Origin of the sequence: Pseudomonas sp. P1.31, from assembly GCF_001269815.1 — a bacterium.
In the GTDB taxonomy this organism is placed as follows: domain Bacteria; phylum Pseudomonadota; class Gammaproteobacteria; order Pseudomonadales; family Pseudomonadaceae; genus Aquipseudomonas; species Aquipseudomonas rustica.
Window position 1 is genome coordinate 36049 of record NZ_LHVN01000021.1, and the last position, 20543, is coordinate 56591.

Sequence of the window (20543 nt, forward strand, 5' to 3'; positions counted from 1 at the left end):
ACAAGCCATGCAGAGAGTTTGACAGTGTGTTTCATTCAGGTATTATGGCGCCCGCAACGCAACGGAGGTGTGGCCGAGTGGTTTAAGGCAACGGTCTTGAAAACCGTCGACTGTAACAGGTCCATGAGTTCGAATCCCATCGCCTCCGCCATATTTGGTACCGACAAAGCCCTGATTATTCAGGGCTTTGTCGTTTCTGGCGTCTGAGAATTGCGCGCAGTGCCTCACCTACCGCGTGATCGCCGCAGGTGAGGCATGCCCCCCCACGGCACGCTAAAACCCTTGCAATAAAGCACGCTCCCCAAGACGTCCTGATTGATTGCCTCCAGCGAAAACAAACGCTGAACGCAGGCATTTACCTGAGGCCTATCGCCTGAGTAGAATGCGAGTCATTATCAATCATGTACTTTCCGGGATGCCGATGAGCAGCGACGACACACTAGGCACTGCAGATCTAGCGCTGCTCTATCGCACCCACCACTCGTGGTTACATGGCTGGCTGAGCCGACGCATTGGATGTCGCGATAACGCCGCAGACCTGGCGCAAGACACCTTTGTGCGTCTGCTCAAATCCCGGCAATCAAGCCCCTTGCGCGAACCCCGTGCCTATCTGAGCAGCATTGCCCGCGGGCTGATGATAGATCAGTATCGTCGTCGCGAACTCGAACGTGCCTACCTGGAAAGCGTCGCGTTGCTGCCTCAACACGAGGTGCCCTCGGAAGAGAGCCGACTGCTCATTCTGGATTCGCTCGAGCGCATCGACCGCATGCTCGACATGCTCAAACCGCGAGTTCGCCAAGCGTTTCTATTTGCCCGGCTCGACGGTTTGACCTGTGCGCAAATAGCGGAAAAACTCGGCGTTTCCCGGGCGACGGTGGAGCGCGACCTGGCCACCGCCCTGCAACACTGCTATCGGTTGCGTTATGTCGAGGCATGAGTCGCAGGCGCTGGATCCGGCCGTTGTAGACCAGGCCATCCACTGGCAGGTGCGTCTGCGCTTCAACAAGGCAGATGAGCAAACGCAGCGCACTTTTGAGCTTTGGCTGCAGCAGCGTCCGGAGCATCGATTGGCGTGGCAGCGTGTGGAATCGCTTGGAGATGAATTCGCGAGCATGCCGCCGCAATTGGCCCGACAAACCCTTGATGGTTCCCGCCATGGCCTGCGCCGACGAGAAAGCCTGAAGCTATTAGGCCTTTTGGCCACGGTTGGCGCCGCCGCCTGGCTCGGCCGGGATTACACACCCGTACCGGCCATGCTTGCGCAGCAACGCAGCAGCACCGGCGAGCAACGCCGCGTGCAACTCGATGACGGCAGCCTTGTCCAGCTCAATAGCGACAGTGCGGTCGACAGCGATTTCGACGCCCAGCGACGCCTGCTCATTCTGCGGCGTGGTGAAATCATCGTGAATGTCGGCGCGGATGAACATGCGGCGCACGCGCGTCCCTTCTGGGTACAAACACGCGACGGAATCATGCGCGCACAGAGTCCCCGCTTCCTGGCGCGGGAACGTGACGACGGCACCCTGCTCGCGGTTCAGGGAGGCACCGTCACGGTGTTTCCTGGCGCCAGTCAAGCCTTGGCCGCCAGCAGTAGCCGCAGTGCCCAGACCGCCAATCAGTTGCTGTTCACATCAAGTGGCGCCCGTGAGTACAGGGAAAATGGCCTGGATGTCTGGGGCTGGAATGACGGGGTGATCAGCGCACGCAATATGCGCCTTGGGGATTTTATCGCGGAGTTGTCGCGCTACCGCCCCGGCGTATTGCGCTGCGCCGAAGAGGTTGCCGACCTTCGGGTTTCCGGCACTTTTCAGCTCGCCGACAACGATCAGGTACTGACATTGGTCGCGCAGTCGCTGCATCTACGCGTTGATTATCGGACGCGTTATTGGGTGACGTTGACCGCTGCCAGTTGAATAAACTTCTTTTGTCTTATTTAGCAAAAATAATGAGGTAGTTTCTCATTCTCGTTCGACTTGTAAGGAAGGCCGACTTACAGGCCAATCTGTCGATACCCTTCCTTGGAGCGAGAAAATGAGTTCGTCCGCGGTAACACAGCGCCATCCACTGAGCCACGCCGTACACGGTGTGATTCTGGGTTTGATGGTCAGCAGCTACGCCCTGCCGTCGCTGGCGCAATCTTCGAGCGCCGAACAGCGCAAACAGGTTCAGCAGTGGAATATCGCTGCCGGCCCACTGGCGCCGGCGCTTGACCGCTTTGCGCGCGAGGCTGGCATCAGTCTTTCCTACGATGCCTCGAGCGTTGCGAATCGCACAACGGCAGGCGTGAACGGCACGCTGGATACGTCGACCGCACTGTCGACGTTGTTGCAGGGAAGCGAATTGCAGATCGAGCAGCAAGGCCCGTCCGCTTACCTGCTGACACCTCAACCAGCGCCTGCCGGCCCACTTGAACTCGACGCAACGGGTATCGAGGACTACCGCCTCGCCCCCCTCATCATTAATGCCAAGGTCAGGGTCAGTGCCGACGACGACGCCAACTCGGTGGTCGCCAAGGAACTCTGGGTAGGCGGAAAAGTGGCCACCAGCATTCTCAATACACCGGCATCGGTATCGGTGGTTACCAACAAGGAAATGGAACAGCGCAGCGTCAGCACCACGGAAGAGGCGCTGCAATACACGCCGGGCGTAATCACTGACTTCTACGGTACGGATGACCGTAACGACTATTTCCAGATCCGCGGTTTCCAGGCCACCACCTACCGTGACGGCTTGACCCTGAGTTCGATGCGCGGCGTGCGCGAAGATCCATTCGCTTACGAGCGCATCGAAATTCTGCGCGGCGCCAACTCCACCCTGTTCGGCCCGGCCGATCCCGGAGGCTCGGTAAACTTCGTGACCAAACAGCCGCGCTTCGAGCAGTTCGGCCAGGGCTATGTGACCTACGGTTCGTTTGACCATGTCGAGACAGGCATCGATGTCGGCGATGCGCTGAACGACGAGAAAACCCTGGCTGGCCGCTTTACTGCCAAAGGCCAGAACAGCGACCGCGAGTACGACCACTCGCAGGACGACAACCAGTTGTTTATGGGTGGCCTCACGTGGGCACCGACGGATTACACGTCGGCGACGATGATTCTGGACTACCTGAAAACCGAAAGTTCGCCCAACAGTGGTGGCTATCCGCTGGACAAGGAATACGACCGCAGCAAGTTCTATGGCGAGCCCAGCTACAACTTTCACGATGTCGAGCGCACCAGCCTCAGCGGTAACATCACCCATGACTTCGACAATGGCTTCGTGCTGCGCAGCAACCTGCGTTACAGCAAGTTGACCGATGATTTCGGCTACGTTTACCTCAGCGACAGCGCCGCGCGAGTCGGTACTACCGTTGACCGCTATCAGTTTGGAACGGACACCGAAGCCGACCAGTTCAACGGCAATCTGATGCTGCAATACGATGCCCGTTTCGAGAACATCGACAGCAGCAGCCTGGTGGGCGTGGAGTACCTCGATTCGACCACCAAGGAAAGCTCGGTCTACGCCCCGACGACCTCGATTGACATTGCAAACCCGGTGTTTACGGGCGTGTCACGCTCAATCGCGCCGTATGCCGTGAACAAGCGAGACGCGACCACTAAAGCCGTCTTCCTGCAGCAGAACCTGTCGTTCTACGAGCGTTTCATCGTCACCGGGGGCGTGCGCAACGACTCGATGGATCTGACCAGCAAAGGCCTGGAATCGACTGAGAAAGACACCTTCTCCGAAACCTCTTACCGAGGTGCATTGACCTACATCGTCAACGATGAGGTGTCGACCTATGTGAGCATGGTGGAATCCGTCTCGCCGCCGCAGGTTGGCGTCACACCGCAGACTGGCAGGCAGTACGAGATAGGCGTGAAGTATGCGCCGATGGGGATGGACGCCCTGTTCTCCGCAGCCGTTTATGACCTGACCCAGGAAAACGTCACCATCGCCGTGGTGCTGCCGAGCGGCATCATTGAGCAACAGACGGTAGGCGAATCGCGTGCGCGTGGTCTCGACCTGGAGGCCAAGGCGCAGGTGACGCAGAACCTCAGCCTGATCGGTGGTTATTCCTATATGGAGTCCGAGGTACAGCGCGGTTCGTTGTACGACGGCAGCTCCCTGAAGGGCAATGAATTCGCCACGGCACCCAAGCATTCCGCTTCGCTCTGGAGTTATTACGACGTCCCCGCCACGGATGTCAGCGTTGGCTTGGGTGCGCGCTACGTCGGCGCGTATTACTTCGACGCCGCCAACTCAGGCAAAAGCGATGGCACCACGCTGTTCGACGCCGCGTTCAACTACAAAATCGCCAAGGGCACCGACCTTGCGGTGAACCTCAGCAACCTGTTGGATGAGCAGCACGTGGTCGGTTCCGGCACCGCGAACTTCTACAACCCGGGCCGCGAGATTACCGCCAAAGTGAGTTACAAGTGGTAAGCCGGTAGGCAGGCCTTCTCGCACATTGGAAGCGGTAGCCGCTGTACGGCGGGTACCGTCAACCTGGGCATCAATTGGCGAGCATTTGATACCGACAACACCGCGCCCGAGCCTAACGTGCGCACTCACGCGAGAAACGCGACCCAACCGGGTCGCGCCTCTCCGTCTCCAGACTGAGGTCTGTATTCAAAAGCCGCTCGATTACCGTTTCTTTTCCAGCGTGGCAGCTTGATTACCACCCTGCTCCGCAATCTTGCTCAGCTTCTCGTCAGCGCCTTTTTCTTCCGCAAGCGTTGCGGCCAATAGAGCCGCTGCGTCGTCAAGCTTGAGATGCCTGGCCATCGCAATCAACGTGCCATAGGCCGCAATTTCGTAGTGCTCAACCTTTTGCGCCGCTCCAATCAATGCCGCGTCGAGCACCGCGCCCTTGTCGATCTCTTCCAGCAGTTCTTTCGACTCTTCGACGAGACCTTCCATGGCCACGCACTTCATGCGCTTGAGTTTTATACCGGTCAGTTCCACCAGTTGATCAATGCGCTCAATCTGCCCATGAGTCTCCTCCAGGTGGGACGTAAACGCCTCTGCCAACAGTGGATTGGTCGCGGCTTTCGCCAAGCGCGGCAAGGCTTTGGTGATTTGTTTTTCCGCACTGTAAACGTCAGAGAGTTCATGGATAAACAAGTCTTCGACAGTTTTTCTAGCCATTTCCAAACTTCCTTCTGGTCAGTATTGGCGTCGCCTGATGGGCGTCCGCATGGGATCAACATGCATGCAAAACTTGCCGTGCATGAAGACTGACTCGCCTCATTCAGGACGTGTTCCGAAAATGTTCAAGGTGACGGACAAAAGGCTTTTTTCCTAAATCTGAAAACCGGGCGAACCAGCCACAAAGCGGTACGCCCGGTGCTCTGCATCAGATAGAAAACCGCACGCCAGATGGCGTGCGGCTAGCTCTTCAAGGTTGTGGTTCGCCTTGTACACCGGCCCCTAAATCCGCTCCCGTGATCGGATTGCTGTCCGGGTCGGACATCGTCCTGGCTTTCATGTCCATGAGCAGCGCTTCGTCCTCGGCGCTCAATTGCACAGAGGCGCTGCCGTCCCCACCATCCACGGCAGGCGCGGGCTCTTCCACGAAGTCCCAGTCGTCCCCTTCGTTCCAAGGGCCACGAGTGCTGCCTTCGCCTTGAGACATGTTGAAGTACACATTGGTGAACTCCGGCATACCCGGCAGTTTGCCCTGAGGGAAATTTGGCTGGATGGCGTGCAGTGCTTTTTCGAAAGATAACTGGTGGGCGATTTCACGCGTCATCAGAAATCCAAGCGCCTCTTTCACACCCGGATCATCAGTCACATTCATCAGCCGCTCATAGACGATTTTCGCCCTCGCCTCAGCAGCGATATTGGAGCGCATGTCTGCTGTCGGTTCGCCGATGGTGTCGACGTAAGCGGCCGACCAAGGAACGCCCGCCGAGTTAGTCAACGGCGCACCGGCGCCGTACAACAGACTCGTGATGTGGGAGTCGTTGCCGGCGCCGTTGATGGCGCGGTATAGCTCGCCTTCTTCCTCGACACCTTCGGCCATTTGTCCTTTGGCGCCCTTGTTCAACATCACGATGATCGACCCGACGATTTCAAGGTGACTGAGCTCCTCGGTGGCGATATCCATCAGCAGATCCTTTCGACCGGGATCGTCTTCCGCCAATGCTTGGGTGAAGTAGCGGGAGGCCGCTGCAAGCTCGCCCTGAGCGCCCCCGAACTGCTCCAGTAATAAATTAGCCAAACCAGGATTTGGCTGGGCAACGCGCACGGTGTATTGAAGTCGTTTGTTATGTAGGAACATGACATTCTCCTCAGGCGAATCAGGGTTGCGGTTCATTCGATAAGAGACCGAATGCCAACCCACGATCATCTGAAGCAAATGCGTCCTGGATAATTTCAAAAACCTTCTGCACTAACGACCAACGGAGGCTGATGACTGTTCAGCCTCCCCCGCCAGACGATGTGTTCGCGTACGGGATTTCAGGCGGCTGCTCAATTGCCACTGGGGTTGCCATGCAGCAGTCGAGTTCAATGACCAGCGTGATAATCCTCACCCGCCACCGCGCGCAGATAGGCTTCATCTGCATCCCTTCGCAGGTCGCACCATTCGGTCAGCGTTAACATGCCCAACCGATCCATCTCGTCGGACTGGCGCAACAGTTCGTCGTGCCAGGCATCGGGGCAGTCCATGCGCAGTGCTCGATTCTCCGACATCCGATGCCAGGCATCCAACGCCAGCAGTCTTGCTTCTTGCTCAGTCGTCAGCTGATTTCTGAAAACATTCATCACATCCACCCCCGAACATTTCCCGGTTGAGCAGGCTGTTTTGAAATAGGTTCAAAAGGGCTGACGAAGCACCGTCTTGCGCAAAGTTCGAATCACTCGTGATGGCGCCTGACCGCCCTCTCGTTAGGGTTGAGTCAGCGCCGCTGCACTTGCTTTCGAGCGCCAGGTAAACGCCAGCACCATCAGCAGGCCCAGACTCGCCATCGCTGCACCGGCCAAGGAGATCGCCGGATAACCCAGCCCGGCATTGATCACCGCGCCGCCCAGCGCCGCACCAATCGCGTTACCAAAATTGAAGGCACCGATGTTGACCGCCGAGGCCAGATTGGGCGCGTCTTTGGCCGCTTCCATGACGCGCATCTGCAGCGGTGGTACCAGGGCGAAGCTGGCGATACCCCAGATCAAAATGGCCACCGCGGCCGGCAAAGGCCAGCGCATCAGGACGGTAAACGCCAGCAAGATCACAATCAGCACGCTCAGCGAAACGATCAGGGTGCGATCGATCGAACGATCCGCAGCCTTGCCGCCCCACATGTTGCCCAGCGTCAGGCCCACACCGAATAGCACCAGCATGGCGGTGATGAAAGCGGAGGACGCGTGGGTCTCGCTGCTGAGGATCGGTGCAATGTAGGTGAAGACCGTAAACATCGCACTCGAGCCGACGACGGTCAGGGCCAACGCGCCCAGCACCGGGCCTCGGCCCAGTACGCGTATTTCAGCCAGTACGCCCACGCTTTGCGGTGCGCGCAGGTTGGGCAGCGCGAACCACAACGCCGCCATGGTCACCACGCCAAGGCCGGTAATACCCCAAAATGCAGTGCGCCAGCCGAACAGCTCGCCAAACCAAGCGGCCAGCGGCACACCGCCGATGGTCGCGAGAGTCAGGCCCATGAACATTGCCGCGACCGCCCCGGCACGTTTCTCCGGCGCGACCACACTGGCAGCCACGACGGAGCCGACGCCGAAGAACGCTCCGTGATTCAGTGAGGTCACCACCCTGGCGATCATGAGGCTGTAGTAATCGGTCGCCAGCGCTGACATCAGATTACCCAAGGTAAAAATCGCCATAAGACCGATCAGCAACGTTCGCCGCGGAATTTTGCCGGTGGTGAGGATCATCAACGGCGCGCCGAGCAGTACGCCCAACGCATAAGCACTGACCAGCAGGCCTGCGGCGGGAATGGACACGCCGAGATCCGCAGCAATGCCCGGCAGCATGCCCATCGGGGCGAACTCGGTAACGCCGATGCCAAAGGCACCAATGGCGAGTGCAACAAGGGGTGGATTGATACGCATGGAAAGGCTCCTTATCTATGCCGCCAATGCTACGATCCAGGCGTTTGAGGCGGTAGATAGCGATTTCGGCAATCACCTTTGCGTAAGAGGCACAAATGGACGTCAATGGCAGGTCAGGTGAAATGAGCGTGTTCGTCACGGTGGCGCAGGAAGGCAGTCTTTCGGCGGCGGCGCGCGCCTTGGGGCTGACGCCCTCGGCAGTCAGCCGGATCATCGCGCGTGCCGAACAGCGTCTGGGCACTCGTCTGCTGTTGCGAACCACGCGAGCGATCACCTTCACCGCTGAGGGCGAGGCATTCTTGCGAGGTGCCCGACGTATTCTGGCGGACATGGACGAGGTTGAAGACGCCATCGCCGATCAAGGCGTACCCAAGGGCCGATTGCGCGTCAGCGCGGCGCTTGGCCATGGTCGGCTGGCCATCGTGCCGTTGGTGGCCGCGTTCAGCGCGCAGTACCCGAATATCGTCGTCGACCTCACGCTCGGCGACGAAGTGGTCGACATCCTCGCTGGCCAGGCCGATGTGGCGGTGCGCTTTGGCCATCTGCCCGACAGCCCGCTGACCGCGCGCAGGATCGGCACGACCGGCCAAGTGGTGGTCGCATCGCCCGCGTATCTGCAGCGTCACGGCACCCCTCAAGAACCGCAAGACTTGCTCAGTCACAACTGCCTGCGCTTCAACTTTCGCCGCGCCGAACCCAACTGGCCGTTTATGCGCGACGGCCGTGAGTTTTCCCTGAAAGTCAGCGGCAACATCGAATGCAGCAGTGGTGAAGCACTGGCACAACTCGCCCGAGTCGGTGCCGGCATTGCGCGCATCGGTGAGTTCAGCGTCAGCGAGGATCTGCAGCGCGGCGACCTCATACCGCTACTGGAAACCTGGAACCCCGGCGATCAGGAACCGATTCATGCGGTGTTCGTCGGCGGCTCGACAATGCCGGCGCGAGTGCGCTTGTTCGTCGACTTCTTGCTGGAGCATCACCGGATGTAAGCGGTGTTCATCGTTCGATGCTCAGGCGGCGGATCTGCCGTAACTCACCTGCGTCCTAACGTCGCAGCAAACAGCTATTGGCAAATCCTGCACAAGCCTTAGAATCCCGCGCTCTCAAACAGTCACCCGAGTCGGTGGCTGAAAGCATCGCTGTTATAAATCACGTACCAGAATGGCTGGCCACACTTGCTCAAGTGCGGCCGATTGAACTGCCCTGCCCGTTCGGCGGGCGCTTGCACAACACACTTCGGTTTGGCATTGCCCTGCGCAGAGACGCACGTTCCGCTGCCCGATCCCTTGAGGTTTCTATGTCTCCGCGTTTGCTGGCCATGGCGCTGGCGCCCCTGCTCGGGCTGTTCATTATTGCCTTGGGCAACGGATTTCTGTCTTCCCTGACCACCCTTCGCCTGGACGCCGCCGGTGCGTCGGCGACGATGATCGGTGTCGTGTCATCGGCCTATTTCATCGGGCTGACCCTGGGCGCCTTATTCAATGACCGCCTGATTCTGCGCATCGGCCATATCCGTGCCTACGGCAGCTTTGCCTCGCTGATCGCCGTGACCATCCTCATGCAAGGATTGTTCTATGACACTTGGGGCTGGTTCGCCCTGCGCCTGATCAATGGCTGGGCCACGGTCGGCGTGTTTCTGGTGATCGAGAGTTGGCTGCTGCTGGCGGGTGACGCGAAGATTCGCGGACGCTTGCTCGCGCTGTACATGATCGTCTTGTACGGCGCCGGTGTGCTGGGTCAGGCAACGCTGGGCAAGATCACGGGTTTGAGCGACAGCGCACCGTTCATGGTTGCCGGCATGCTCGCATCGCTGTCGGTGCTGCCAATCGTGATCCTGCCGCGCGTGTCGCCCCTGCTCGATCAGGTCGAGCCGCTCAAGCCTCGGCAGTTGCTGGGCGTGACGCCGACCGGGCTGGTCGGGTGTTTCGGCTCGGGCGTGAGCATCGCGGCGATTTACACGTTGCTGCCGCTGTACCTGCAACGCATGGGTCTGAACGTGGGGGAAGTCGGCAGCATGATGGCCTGGACGATCCTTGGCGCCATGCTCCTGCAATACCCGGTCGGACGCTGGTCTGACCGTCAGGATCGCCTTCAGGTGCTGACCCTTCTGACCGTGGCATGCACGGTGTTGTCGCTGGTGATCGTGTGGCTGCCGTTGTCGTCGACGATGCTCGCGGTGATGCTGTTTTTGCTCGGCGGCGGCGTGTTTGCGCTGTATCCGGTTGCCGTCAGTCATGCCGCCGACCGCGCCCCGGCGGAAGCGTTGGTGCCGATGATTCAGGGTTTGCTGCTGATCAACTCTTTGGGCTCGGCGATCAGTCCGATGATGATCTCGCCGGTGATGAACTCGTTCGGCGCAAACGGTCTGTTCTGGGTCTTCGCTCTGGTCAATCTGTGCATGGTCACGTTCTTTTTCTGGCGGCGCGGCAAACGCCCGGTTCCGGCCAACCCCGCGCCTTTCGCAGCCGCAGCGACTTTCTCGCCGACAGGCGCGGAATTGCGCGTGACCGAAGATTTGCGCCAAGCGGTGCAAGAGCACCCGCCCATGGTCGATGCATTGAGCGGCGAGCCGGCGCCGCAGTGCGAAACGCGCTGAGTCCCACGCCAGTGCGGACGCTGGCGGCCCGCGCCTAAGCATCAATCCCCCAGATCATCCCAATAAGGCGGAGTGCCGATCGCTTTGATGAAGTACTCCCACACCACGCGAACCTTCTGGGAGCGCATGCGATTCTCCGGGGACAGCAAATGGATCGGGCTAGGCGTTGGCTCCACCGATCCTTGCCAATCCGGTAACAGCCGAATGAGTTGCTGGCTCACGAAACTCTCGCGGCTAAACAGCCAGGACGGAAAGAACACGATCCCCCTGCCCGCCAGCGCCGCTTCCACCAAGACCTGACCATTGTTACTTCGAAGCGGCCCCTGCACGTCGATGATGTCGGCCTTATCGCTGCCAGGCTTTGTGAAATACCAGCGCTGCGCCCCGCCCGTGCCCTTGTAAACCAGACAGGCGTGATGCCGCAGATCCTCTGGCGACGCGGGTTTGCCGTGCTTCGCGATGTACTGCGCACTGGCGCAAAGGACGTATTGCTGATCGCAGATTTTGCGGCCGATCAACCCGGAGTCGCTCAGGTGTCCGACCCGGAAGATGATGTCGACGCCCTCCTGCACCGGGTCGATAAAGGCATCGGTGACGGTCAGCTCGACCGTCAATTCGGGATACTGGTCATACAGACCGTTCAACAGTTTGACGATGTGCAGGCTGCCGAACGCGACCGGTGCGTTAATCCGTACCAGTCCACGAACCTCGCTACCCTTGCCGGTGATTTCCTCATCAGCGGCATCAAGCAGTTCGAGCACTTCGCGGATTTGCTGGTAGTAGCGCTCGCCCGCGTCCGTCAGTTTCACCGCACGGGTGTTTCGATACAAAAGTTGCTGACCGACCTCTCGCTCCAACGCCGCGATGAAGCGAGAAACGGAGGACGCCGGTACGCGAAAGTGCCGAGCCGTCGCCGAGAAACTTCCAGTCACGGCGACCATGGCAAAGTACCGGTGCGCTTTGAGGTGCATAAAAAGTCCGATCATCAAGAACAGTTGATGGGCACTACAGCAGAACTTCGTCTGCTTGTCCCGCCGCGAGATCCTTTCAGGCCTGTTTGCACCGGACACGAAAAAGCAGCCGCCCCGAATAACGGTGGCGGCTGCCAATGTGTCAGCTGCTAGTTAGCCTTGATAAGGCGGGTAATCGACATAACCCTCGGCGCCACCGCCATAGAAGGTTTCGCGTTTGGCTTCGCTCAGCGGCCAGTCGTTCTGCAGCCGCGCCACGAGATCAGGGTTGCTGATGTAAGCGGTGCCGAACGCGGCGAGGTCGATGATGCCGTCATTAATCAAGTCATCCGCACGCTGGCGCGACATGCCGCCCGCCAGAATCAACGCGGTGTCAGGCAGTTTCGACTGAATGGTCGACAGCAAATCGAGGAATGTTTCCTTCGGCCCGCCACCACCGCCCTCGGTACCCGGAGCCGGAAACCCGGACTGATCCATCACATGAACGTAGGCCAATTGCCGCGCGCCAATCTCGGCTGCCAACGCGGTGTAGGTTTCATCAATCTGCTCATACAACGGCATGTCGAACAGCTGACCATACGGCGAAATACGGATGCCCACCCGAGCCGCGCCAATGCGTGCGACCACGGCATCGATCACTTCCAGAGTGAAGCGCAGACGGTTTTCCAGGCGATCCGCCGAGTACTGATCGGTACGATCATTGACCAGCGGGTTCATGAACTGCTCGAACAGATAGCCATTGGCACCGTGAATTTCCACGCCATCAAAACCCGCCTCGATCGCGTTGTGCGCAGCCTGGGCGAACTCACCGACGATCCGCGACACCTCGGCGGTTTCCAGTTGGCGTGGCGCCGGTGGCTGTACCAGCGCCGGCTTGCCGTCAGCGTCGTAACCAAACGCAGTCGCGCCGACCGCTTGCTTCGACGTGGCGCTCACTGGCAATTTTCCACCTTCCTGGATCGACGGGTGCGAGACGCGACCGACATGCCAGAGCTGCGCAAACATCTTGCCGCCCACCGCATGCACCGAGTCGGTGGTGAGGCGCCATCCGGCGATCTGCTCGGCAGTGAAGATACCGGGGTTGAACAGATAGCCCTGCCCCTCACGGGAAATCGGCGTGCCTTCGCTGACGATCAAACCGGCGGTAGCGCGTTGTGCGTAATACAACGCGATGCGTTCATCGGCAGCATCATGGGGTGCGCGCGAGCGGGTCAGCGGCGCCATGACAATACGGTTTTTCAGCGTGGTGTCGCCCAGCGCGAATTCGTTGAAGAGTTTGGACATTGGAGTTTCCGATGTAGATCGAATGTGGCGACGATCAGCGGGAGCGACAGGTTGACGATGCGAACTGTCTCGAACTCGCGCCAAAGGCCCTGAGTTGCAACGATGGATCGATGCTAACTTCTGAGCCAGACGGCAACAATCCGCCGAAATCGCAAATGACTATTGCTTTTTCAGCAACGGGATTCGGCTTTTCTCTTCGGAATTTCTGGAGGGTTGTTGCTGGTGCGAGAGAGATAAAGCAAATGGGCGGCTACTTGAGCCGCCCATTTGAGGGTCACGCCTGAATCCATTTCAGGAAAGGCCTAGTTCTTCAACGCAACCTGTTTGGCCTCGATTTTCAGATCACTGAGGCGCTTGAGCATGGCGATGATGTTGACGCGAGCAGAGCCTTCATTGGCCAGGCGCAGACGTTTGACGCCAATAACGGAATCACCGAAACCCGCGGTAAAAGGCGTGCGGATGATTTCACGCAGAACAACCTTGTTGGTCGCGGCTTCCACCAACGTGTATTCCACCTCGCTGGTGACCTCGAAATTCAGCCCGAACAGTGGCTGGTCAACGCGCAGCAAATTCGCCCGCAGGGCATAAGCAGCGGATTCGCTGCCCAGCAAATCAGCGTTTGCGAGCGATTGCTTGAGTGCAGCGCCAAAGTCAGGACTATCGATTTCCGACGTCCACAGAGGATTGGTTTTATCCCCGCCATTCACTTCCGAAACCCGTACATTATTTTTCAGCTGTGCGTCATAGGTGCTTGCCTTGTCTTGATCGGCCGCGACCGTCATGCCGGAAATTTGAGCGGACGTGGCACAGCCCGTGCAGAGGGCGATCAGGGCAGAAGCTAAAAGCAGGCGCAGATAAGTCATTCGAAAATCCTTGAGAGTGTAAAATCCAACGAAGTCGCAAATGCTAGCACTTAGCCACTTTTTCAGCCACTTAGCGGTTCCTAGGTTCCTGGCAGCTGACTGAAAAACTTGTCCTGCTTGTATCGCAATGGTTGGATAGGCCGGCAGGACGAGGAAACATGTTTGTCGTAGCCGCTCTATTCAGCGGCTAGGCTCAGTGAACAGGTTGATGAATGTCGAAGAAAACGCCAGAAAACAAAGAAGCCGCCACCGCTACAGAGATTGAGCGATCGATTCAGGCCTTGAACAAAATGGCTGAACGGCTCTGGGGCGATGGTCGCGAAACTGAGGCCAAAGCTTTGCTGGACGCTTTGGATGCGCTTAACCGCGCACTCGACCGGATCCGCATTGGCGAGAGTCGGCGGGTGATTACGCTGCATTGAAGATTGGCCGACGCTGGCTGCTTACATGCAGCGCATCGCCGCTCGACCGAGTGTCCTTGCAGCCCTCGCGGCTGAGGCGGCGACGCAGCCGGTCTGATCCCTAAGGTTTCACCGCAGCCGTTGCCGCCTCATCGATAAACGCCGCCACTTCGGCAGCACGCGAGGCCAGCGAGGCATGGCTGGCATCCAGTGTGATGATCTTTTTCGCACCGAGTTTTGCCGACATCTGCCGCTGATTGTCGGGATGGATCATGTGATCTTCCGTGGAGATCTGATACCACGACGACTTGTTCTTCCATGCCGGATTGCTGATCGTGTCGCCGAAGGTGCTGGCCAACGGGGCCTTCTGTGCGACGGCCATGACCAGTGCTTCATCGGCGCTGAGATCCTGGCAAAAACTTTCGTGAAATTTATCGGCTTTGAGCCAGAGGAAACCGTCGCTGTCCGGCGCAAGATTCGGTGCGGCGGCCGGCAGGTGTTGCTGGGTCAGACCGCCGGGGCTTTCGCCGGCATCCGGGGCGAACGCGGCGATGTACACCAGGCCGACGACGTTCGGCTGATTGCCCGCCTCGGTGATCACCGCGCCGCCGTAAGAGTGGCCGACCAGCAACACCGGGCCGCTTTGTTGCGCGATCATTTTGCGCGTGCGTTCGGCGTCGTCGGCGAGGGACGTCAGCGGCATCTCAACCGCGTGAATATCCGTGTAGCCCTTGCGCGCCAGTTCGAGAATGACTTTGCCCCAATGCGCGGCGCCGCCCCAGAATCCGTGAACCAGTACAATCGTCGGTTTGTTGCTCATGGCCCTGCTCCTGTCTGAGAAGAGAAGATCGTTTGCCAATACCGCGCGAAAGTATGGTGCCGAATGCCGAAACGGGCCATGTCGGTGACGAACCTGTAAACTGGCGCGATTCTTAGTCGCTCACACAAGGGATCACCCATGGCCAACCAAGACATCATCTTCACTCCCGATCCGGACGCGGACTCCATTTCCTCGGACGTGACCACGTTCAACGGGATCATGATGTCCACGCAGATTCCGACCCGTGCCGATGGCAGCCTGGAACTCGGCGATATCACCCTGCAAAGCGAATGCACCCTGCAAGCGCTGAAGGTTGCGCTGGAACGTGCGGGCAGTTCGATGGATCGCGTGATGCACCTGACCATCTACCTCACCGACATGGCCGATCGCGCCGCGTTTAACGAAGTTTACAAACGCTACTTCGCCAAGCCATGGCCAGTACGTGCTGCGGTTGGCGTTGCGTCCCTGGCCGTCGAAGGCATGCGCGTAGAAGTCACCGCGATGGCTGCCAAGGCCTGATTTTCACCCCAGCCTTGCGCCGAACCAACTGACGCCTTCGCGAGCAAGCCCGCTCCCACAGGTTTCTTTGTCGCCCGCCTACTCGGCGACCACCGCTGGATCCCTGTGGGAGCGGGCTTGCTCGCGAAGGCGTCTGGTCAGGCGAAATCTTTATTGAATGCACCACCGCTTTCGCGAGCAAGCTCACTCCCACAGGTTCTTTGTCGCCCGCCTATTCGGCGATCACCGCTGAACCCTGTGGGAGCGGGCTTGCTGGCGAAGGCGTCTGGTCAGGCGACATCTTTATTGGATGCACCACCGCTTTCGCGAGCAGGCTCACTCCTACAGGTTTGTGTGTCACCCACCTATTTGGTGACCACCGCTGGATCCTGTAGGAGCTGCGGCACGCTGCGATCTTTTGATCTTGATCTGAAAAGGTCAAAAGATCGCAGCGTGCCGCAGCTCCTGCAAGGGCCCGGTGCCATCGGGCAGCACGGGCGTGCCGGGCGCGCGTTTCGGGGGTAGAATGCGCGCCTAACCGTGACAGCCTGACTAAAAAAACTATGTCCTTGCCCAAGCATCATCTGGAATTGCTCAGCCCTGCCCGCGATGTCGCCATCGCCCGTGAGGCGATCCTGCACGGCGCCGATGCCGTGTACATCGGCGGCCCGAGCTTCGGTGCGCGCCACAACGCCTGCAACGAAGTCGGCGAAATCGCCGAACTGGTCGAATTCGCCCGCCGTTACCACGCGCGCATTTTCACCACCATCAACACCATCCTGCACGACAACGAACTGGAACCGGCCCGCAAGCTGATCCATCAGTTGTACGACGCCGGTGTCGACGCGCTGATCGTTCAGGATCTGGGTGTGATGGAGCTGGACATTCCGCCGATCGAGCTGCACGCCTCGACCCAGACCGACATCCGCACCCTTGAGCGAGCGAAGTTCCTCGATCAGGCCGGTTTCTCGCAACTGGTATTGGCCCGTGAGCTGAACCTGCAAGAAATCCGCGCAATCGCCGACGAAACCGACGCTGCCATCGAATTCTTTATTCATGGCGCCTTGTGCGTGGCCTTCTCCGGCCAGTGCAACATCTCCCACGCGCAGACCGGGCGCAGCGCCAACCGTGGCGACTGCTCGCAAGCCTGCCGTTTGCCGTACACCCTGAAAGATGAAAAGGGTGGCGTGATCGCCTACGAAAAACACCTGCTGTCGATGAAAGACAACAACCAGAGCGCCAACATCCGCGCCCTGGTCGAGGCCGGCGTGCGTTCGTTCAAGATCGAAGGTCGCTACAAGGACATGGGCTATGTGAAAAACATCACCGCCTACTACCGCCAGCGCCTCGACGACGTGCTCGAAGACCGCCCGGATCTGGCCCGCGCTTCCAGCGGCCGCACCGCGCACTTCTTCCTGCCTGACCCGGAAAAGACTTTCCACCGTGGCAGCACCGACTATTTTGTCACCGATCGCAAGATCGACATCGGCGCCTTCGACTCGCCGACCTTCACCGGGCTGCCGGTGGGCACCGTCGAGAAAGTCGGCAAACGCGACATGCAGGTCATCACCCACGAGCCGCTGTCCAACGGTGACGGTTTGAACGTGCTGGTGAAACGCGAAGTGGTCGGTTTCCGCGCCAACATCGCTGAAGCCAAAGGCGAGTTCGAAGAGGACGGCGAGAAGCGCTACCGCTACCGCGTCGAGCCGAACGAAATGCCCGAAGGCCTGTTCAAGCTGCGCCCGAATCACCCGCTCAATCGCAACCTCGACCACAACTGGCAACAGGCGCTGCAAAAGACCTCGTCCGAACGTCGCGTCGCCCTGAGCTGGGTCGCACGTCTGCGTGAAGAACAGCTGGAAGTCACCGCCACCAGTGAAGAAGGCATCAGCGCCAGCGTCACCCTCAACGGCCCGTTCGGCGTCGCCAACAAGCCTGAGCAAGCGCTGGAACAGTTGCGCGATCTGCTCGGCCAGCTCGGCACCACGCAGTACCACGCCACCGACATCAAGCTGGATGCGCCACAGGCGTTCTTCATCCCCAACTCGCAGCTCAAAGCCCTGCGCCGTGAAGTGATCGAGAACCTGACCGCCGCGCGAGTCGCCGCTCACCCGCGCGGCGGCCGTAAAGCCGAAACCAGCCCACCGCCGGTGTACCCGGATTCGCACCTGACCTTCCTCGCCAACGTCTACAACCAGAAGGCGCGCGACTTCTACCACCGTCACGGCGTGAAGCTGATCGACGCGGCGTACGAAGCACACGAAGAGCCTGGCGAGGTGCCGGTGATGATCACCAAGCACTGCCTGCGTTTCTCCTTCAACCTGTGCCCGAAACAGGCGAAAGGCGTGACTGGCGTGCGCACCAAAGTCGCGCCGATGCAGTTGATCCACGGCGATGAAGTGCTGACGCTGAAGTTCGATTGCAAGCCGTGCGAGATGCACATCATCGGCAAGATGAAAGGCCACATCCTCAACCTGCCGCAACCGGGCAGCGTGGTCGGCCACATCAGCCCCGAAGACCTGATGAAAACCATTCCGCGCGCACCGCACTGAGTGGACGGCGTGCGCGGTGCTTCGGCGCCGCGCACGCCCGTATCACCAAGCCTGGCCAAATCGCAGGCATAAAAAAACGCCAACTTCTTGCGAAGTTGGCGTTTTTTCGAATATGGCAGGGGCGGCTGGATTCGAACCAACGCATGGCAGGATCAAAACCTGCTGCCTTACCGCTTGGCGACGCCCCTACTGCTCTTTCCAGCTACTTCGTTAGGTTCGCTGTGAGAACGGGGCGCAATTTACCAAGGTTTGTGAGGTTTGGGAAGCACGAAGTGAAATATTTTTTGTTTTAAAACAGAGACTTCCAAAACGCGCCTATTTCACCAGACGCTTTTCCTTTGAAGGACGATAACCAAAGAACGCGCTGTAGCACTTGCTGAAATGGCTCGGCGAGACAAATCCGCAAGCCACCAACACTTCAACCTGCGACAGCTCAGTGTGTTGCAGCAAACGCCGCGCTTCGGTAATCCGCAGTTCCAGGTAATAGCGCTGCGGTGTGGTGCCCAGTTGTTCCTTGAACAATCGCTCCAGTTGCCGACGCGAGCGCCCGGCGTACACCGCCAGTTGTTCCAGCTCCAGCGGCTCTTCCAGATTGGCGTCCATCAGCTTCACCACTTCACGCAGCGGCGCACTGACGCAGATGTTCTCGTCAGGCTTGATCCGCCGGTAACGCGATTCCTCAAACGCCAGAATGTCTTCGATGCCTTCAACCAGCGCCTTGCCGTGCAGGCTTTTGATCCAGTCCAGCGCCATGTGGAAAGCACCTGATGGACTCGACGCCGTGAGCCGATCGCGATCGATCACATACGGTTCGCTGCTGACGTGGGTGGCTTTGGCGATTTCGGTCAGTGCCGGACGATGCTCCGGATGAATCGCGCAACGATAGCCGTCGAGCAATCCGGCGCGGCCGAGAAACCACGAACCATTCCACAACCCGGCGAGACTGACGCCCCGCTCCGCCGCCGCTTTGAGTAGATGAATAAACTCATCACTCGCACGCAGCTCGGTGCGATAACCGCCGCACACCACCAGCAGATCCAGCTCTTCAAGCGCTGCCAAATCAAGACGTGCATCGGGCCGAATTACCAGCCCCAGATCACTGACCACTTCGCCGTCGCCCAAGCCGAACGTGCGCGAGGCAAACAGCCCCGGGCGCAGCAGATTGGTGGTCACCACCGTGTCCAGCGCCTGGGTAAACGCCGGCAGCGAAAAGTGTTCCAGCAGCAGAAAACCGGTACGGGTCAGGCGCGGGCTATCAGCGCTTTGCTCATTCAGATAGCGGAGGTTTTTCCCCTTCATGCCTCCGCTGAATTGGCGTCGTTCGATCAAGTTTTGTTCCATCGGTCATGTTGTTATGCGCCGATAGTTGGCTTGATCCGCGAAAGAGTCAATCACGCCTGTGGTTGATGGCTGGTTACGCAGTGAATCCCGCCGCCACCGGCCGCGATGGCATCGATGTTCAGCTGCACGATGTCGCGATCCGGGTACAGCGCGGACAGCAGATCGAAGGCCTTCTTGTCCGCGGCTTTGTCACCGAATTCCGGGGCGATGATCGCGCCGTTGATCACGAAGTAGTTGATGTAGCCGGCAGCGAAGTCCGGGTTGTTTTTGCTGAACTTGCTTTTGCGCGGATTGAGTGGCGGCGAAATCGTGTGGATCTGCAATTTGCGGCCGTCAGCATCGGTGGCGTTCTTGAGGATTTCCAGGTGCGCCAGCGTGACCTTGTAATCGTAGGATTCAGGATCGGTGTCGAGGTTGGCGATCACCACACCGGGCTTGATGAAGCGCGCGTAGAAATCGACGTGAGCATCTGTGATGTCCTTGCCCTTGATCCCCGGCAGCCAGATGATTTTGCGCAGGCCCAGACGCTCTTTCAGTTCCGCTTCGACGTCGGCCTTGCTCCAGTCGGGATTGCGATTGCGGTTGATCCAGCTGCTCTCGGTCATGATCCCGGTGCCGTGGCCATCGACTTCAATAGCACCGCCCTCGCCCGTCAACTCACTGCGGATATAGGTCGCTTGTGCGCCGTTGGACACGAGCGCGGCGATTTTCGCGTCTTTGCTGTGCTGCTGTTTATCGCCCCAACCGTTGAAGTTGAAATCCACCGCGCCCAATCCGCCCTCGTCGTCGATGACAAAGTTGGCGCCGATGTCGCGCATCCAGATGTCGTCCAGCGCCGTGGTGACGTAAGTGATGTTATTCGTGCCACAGAACTCTTCGGCAATGCTGCGCTCGTTCTGGCGGCAGAACACCGTGACTGGCTCATATTTGGCGATGGCACGGGCGATGCGACCGAGGGCTTCCTGGACGTCTTCGGTGAAGTCTTCCCAGATCGCGTCCTGCGCGCCGAAAGCGATGTAGGCGCGTTCGTGCTTGTCGCCTTCGTCGGGCATGAACCAGCGCCCCTGAGCGGCCGCAAGCACCTTGCCCGGCGACAGACCGAGGCCCATGAACGCAGCGCCCACACCGGCGGCAACGGTGACTTGTTTGATGAACTCACGACGAGTCGACATGC

At 59.2% G+C, this 20543-nt stretch carries 18 protein-coding genes and 2 tRNA genes; 9 read left to right on the plus strand and 11 right to left on the minus strand.

What is annotated here, in order from left to right; genetic code table 11:
• Nucleotides 1-63 precede the first annotated feature (63 nt).
• From AD669_RS13870 to AD669_RS13885, 4 genes are all read left to right on the plus strand, one after another.
• Nucleotides 64-151 (plus strand) — tRNA-Ser (locus AD669_RS13870).
• 270 nt (nt 152-421) lie between these two features.
• Nucleotides 422-937 carry a sigma-70 family RNA polymerase sigma factor gene (locus AD669_RS13875; RefSeq protein ID WP_053120679.1) on the plus strand — a complete coding sequence of 172 codons (516 nt, stop codon included), beginning with the start codon at nt 422-424 and terminating at the stop codon, nt 935-937.
• Nucleotides 924-1913 carry a FecR domain-containing protein gene (locus AD669_RS13880; RefSeq protein ID WP_053120681.1) on the plus strand — a complete coding sequence of 330 codons (990 nt, stop codon included), beginning with the start codon at nt 924-926 and terminating at the stop codon, nt 1911-1913. Before AD669_RS13875 ends, AD669_RS13880 begins: the two co-directional genes overlap by 14 nt.
• Nucleotides 1914-2031: 118 nt before the next feature.
• Complete coding sequence (locus tag AD669_RS13885) at nt 2032-4422, plus strand: TonB-dependent siderophore receptor (RefSeq protein WP_053120683.1); 2391 nt, start codon at nt 2032-2034, stop codon at nt 4420-4422.
• Between the two features lie 201 nt (nt 4423-4623).
• Here AD669_RS13885 and AD669_RS13890 read toward each other — a convergent pair whose 3' ends face one another.
• The 4 genes from AD669_RS13890 to AD669_RS13905 form a co-directional block, all read right to left on the minus strand.
• Complete coding sequence (locus AD669_RS13890) at nt 4624-5127, minus strand: ferritin-like domain-containing protein (RefSeq protein WP_053120685.1); 504 nt, start codon at nt 5125-5127, stop codon at nt 4624-4626.
• A 250-nt stretch (nt 5128-5377) separates the two neighbouring features.
• Complete coding sequence (locus AD669_RS13895; protein WP_053120687.1) at nt 5378-6262, minus strand: manganese catalase family protein; 885 nt, start codon at nt 6260-6262, stop codon at nt 5378-5380.
• Between the two features lie 227 nt (nt 6263-6489).
• Complete coding sequence (locus AD669_RS13900; protein WP_053120943.1) at nt 6490-6747, minus strand: hypothetical protein; 258 nt, start codon at nt 6745-6747, stop codon at nt 6490-6492.
• Nucleotides 6748-6870: 123 nt separating this feature from the next.
• On the minus strand, nt 6871-8043 hold the full coding sequence (locus AD669_RS13905; protein WP_053120689.1) for an MFS transporter: 1173 nt from the start codon (nt 8041-8043) through the stop codon (nt 6871-6873).
• A 95-nt stretch (nt 8044-8138) separates the two neighbouring features.
• Between AD669_RS13905 and AD669_RS13910 the strand changes: the two genes are divergently transcribed.
• Together AD669_RS13910 and AD669_RS13915 are read left to right on the plus strand one after the other, a co-directional pair.
• The gene (locus AD669_RS13910; RefSeq protein ID WP_082341444.1) at nt 8139-9032 is read left to right on the plus strand and encodes a LysR family transcriptional regulator; all 894 of its coding nucleotides are present in this window, start codon (nt 8139-8141) and stop codon (nt 9030-9032) included.
• A 308-nt stretch (nt 9033-9340) separates the two neighbouring features.
• On the plus strand, nt 9341-10639 hold the full coding sequence (locus AD669_RS13915; protein WP_053120692.1) for an MFS transporter: 1299 nt from the start codon (nt 9341-9343) through the stop codon (nt 10637-10639).
• 41 nt (nt 10640-10680) lie between these two features.
• On the opposite strand, the gene AD669_RS13920 is transcribed toward AD669_RS13915, so the two are convergent.
• The 3 genes from AD669_RS13920 to AD669_RS13930 all read right to left on the minus strand — a co-directional run bounded on the left by AD669_RS13920 (nt 10681) and on the right by AD669_RS13930 (nt 13757).
• Nucleotides 10681-11748, minus strand: a complete 1068-nt coding sequence (locus AD669_RS13920; protein ID WP_256218859.1) for a LysR family transcriptional regulator — start codon at nt 11746-11748, stop codon at nt 10681-10683.
• Nucleotides 11749-11763: 15 nt separating this feature from the next.
• Complete coding sequence (locus AD669_RS13925) at nt 11764-12894, minus strand: alkene reductase (protein WP_053120696.1); 1131 nt, start codon at nt 12892-12894, stop codon at nt 11764-11766.
• A 302-nt stretch (nt 12895-13196) separates the two neighbouring features.
• Nucleotides 13197-13757, minus strand: coding sequence for a hypothetical protein (locus tag AD669_RS13930; protein ID WP_256218860.1), 561 nt, complete (start codon nt 13755-13757; stop codon nt 13197-13199).
• Between the two features lie 212 nt (nt 13758-13969).
• On the opposite strand from AD669_RS13930, the gene AD669_RS13935 reads away from it, so the two are divergent.
• Nucleotides 13970-14179: a hypothetical protein gene (locus tag AD669_RS13935; protein WP_053120698.1), complete on the plus strand. Its 210-nt coding sequence runs from the start codon at nt 13970-13972 to the stop codon at nt 14177-14179.
• Between the two features lie 100 nt (nt 14180-14279).
• Here AD669_RS13935 and AD669_RS13940 read toward each other — a convergent pair whose 3' ends face one another.
• Nucleotides 14280-14978 (minus strand): alpha/beta hydrolase, encoded by a 699-nt coding sequence (locus AD669_RS13940; protein ID WP_053120700.1) that lies wholly within the window; start codon nt 14976-14978, stop codon nt 14280-14282.
• Between the two features lie 138 nt (nt 14979-15116).
• Here AD669_RS13940 and AD669_RS13945 point away from each other — a divergent pair, with 138 nt between their 5' ends.
• Complete coding sequence (locus AD669_RS13945) at nt 15117-15497, plus strand: RidA family protein (protein ID WP_053120702.1); 381 nt, start codon at nt 15117-15119, stop codon at nt 15495-15497.
• Between the two features lie 542 nt (nt 15498-16039).
• Entirely contained in the window at nt 16040-18028 is a 1989-nt protein-coding gene (locus tag AD669_RS13950) for a U32 family peptidase (RefSeq protein ID WP_053120704.1), read from the plus strand.
• 113 nt (nt 18029-18141) lie between these two features.
• Here the strand turns inward: AD669_RS13950 and AD669_RS13955 are convergent.
• The 3 genes from AD669_RS13955 to AD669_RS13965 all read right to left on the minus strand — a co-directional run bounded on the left by AD669_RS13955 (nt 18142) and on the right by AD669_RS13965 (nt 20541).
• Nucleotides 18142-18216 (minus strand) — tRNA-Gln (locus AD669_RS13955).
• A 127-nt stretch (nt 18217-18343) separates the two neighbouring features.
• Nucleotides 18344-19369, minus strand: a complete 1026-nt coding sequence (locus AD669_RS13960; RefSeq protein ID WP_053120706.1) for a GlxA family transcriptional regulator — start codon at nt 19367-19369, stop codon at nt 18344-18346.
• 50 nt (nt 19370-19419) lie between these two features.
• Complete coding sequence (locus tag AD669_RS13965; protein WP_053120709.1) at nt 19420-20541, minus strand: agmatine/peptidylarginine deiminase; 1122 nt, start codon at nt 20539-20541, stop codon at nt 19420-19422.
• Nucleotides 20542-20543 lie beyond the last annotated feature (2 nt).

What these genes read in the sequence shown, in the direction of transcription:
- AD669_RS13885 (WP_053120683.1), top strand. Translation starts at nt 2,032, where the DNA reads ATGAGTTCGTCCGCGGTAACACAGCGCCATCCACTGAGCCACGCCGTA.
- AD669_RS13935 (WP_053120698.1), top strand. Translation starts at nt 13,970, where the DNA reads ATGTCGAAGAAAACGCCAGAAAACAAAGAAGCCGCCACCGCTACAGAG.
- AD669_RS13875 (WP_053120679.1), top strand. Translation starts at nt 422, where the DNA reads ATGAGCAGCGACGACACACTAGGCACTGCAGATCTAGCGCTGCTCTAT.
- AD669_RS13900 (WP_053120943.1), bottom strand. Translation starts at nt 6,747, where the DNA reads ATGAATGTTTTCAGAAATCAGCTGACGACTGAGCAAGAAGCAAGACTG.
- AD669_RS13960 (WP_053120706.1), bottom strand. Translation starts at nt 19,369, where the DNA reads ATGGAACAAAACTTGATCGAACGACGCCAATTCAGCGGAGGCATGAAG.
- AD669_RS13915 (WP_053120692.1), top strand. Translation starts at nt 9,341, where the DNA reads ATGTCTCCGCGTTTGCTGGCCATGGCGCTGGCGCCCCTGCTCGGGCTG.
- AD669_RS13905 (WP_053120689.1), bottom strand. Translation starts at nt 8,043, where the DNA reads ATGCGTATCAATCCACCCCTTGTTGCACTCGCCATTGGTGCCTTTGGC.
- AD669_RS13925 (WP_053120696.1), bottom strand. Translation starts at nt 12,894, where the DNA reads ATGTCCAAACTCTTCAACGAATTCGCGCTGGGCGACACCACGCTGAAA.
- AD669_RS13965 (WP_053120709.1), bottom strand. Translation starts at nt 20,541, where the DNA reads ATGTCGACTCGTCGTGAGTTCATCAAACAAGTCACCGTTGCCGCCGGT.
- AD669_RS13950 (WP_053120704.1), top strand. Translation starts at nt 16,040, where the DNA reads ATGTCCTTGCCCAAGCATCATCTGGAATTGCTCAGCCCTGCCCGCGAT.
- AD669_RS13880 (WP_053120681.1), top strand. Translation starts at nt 924, where the DNA reads ATGTCGAGGCATGAGTCGCAGGCGCTGGATCCGGCCGTTGTAGACCAG.
- AD669_RS13930 (WP_256218860.1), bottom strand. Translation starts at nt 13,757, where the DNA reads ATGACTTATCTGCGCCTGCTTTTAGCTTCTGCCCTGATCGCCCTCTGC.
- AD669_RS13940 (WP_053120700.1), bottom strand. Translation starts at nt 14,978, where the DNA reads ATGAGCAACAAACCGACGATTGTACTGGTTCACGGATTCTGGGGCGGC.
- AD669_RS13895 (WP_053120687.1), bottom strand. Translation starts at nt 6,262, where the DNA reads ATGTTCCTACATAACAAACGACTTCAATACACCGTGCGCGTTGCCCAG.
- AD669_RS13945 (WP_053120702.1), top strand. Translation starts at nt 15,117, where the DNA reads ATGGCCAACCAAGACATCATCTTCACTCCCGATCCGGACGCGGACTCC.
- AD669_RS13890 (WP_053120685.1), bottom strand. Translation starts at nt 5,127, where the DNA reads ATGGCTAGAAAAACTGTCGAAGACTTGTTTATCCATGAACTCTCTGAC.
- AD669_RS13910 (WP_082341444.1), top strand. Translation starts at nt 8,139, where the DNA reads ATGGACGTCAATGGCAGGTCAGGTGAAATGAGCGTGTTCGTCACGGTG.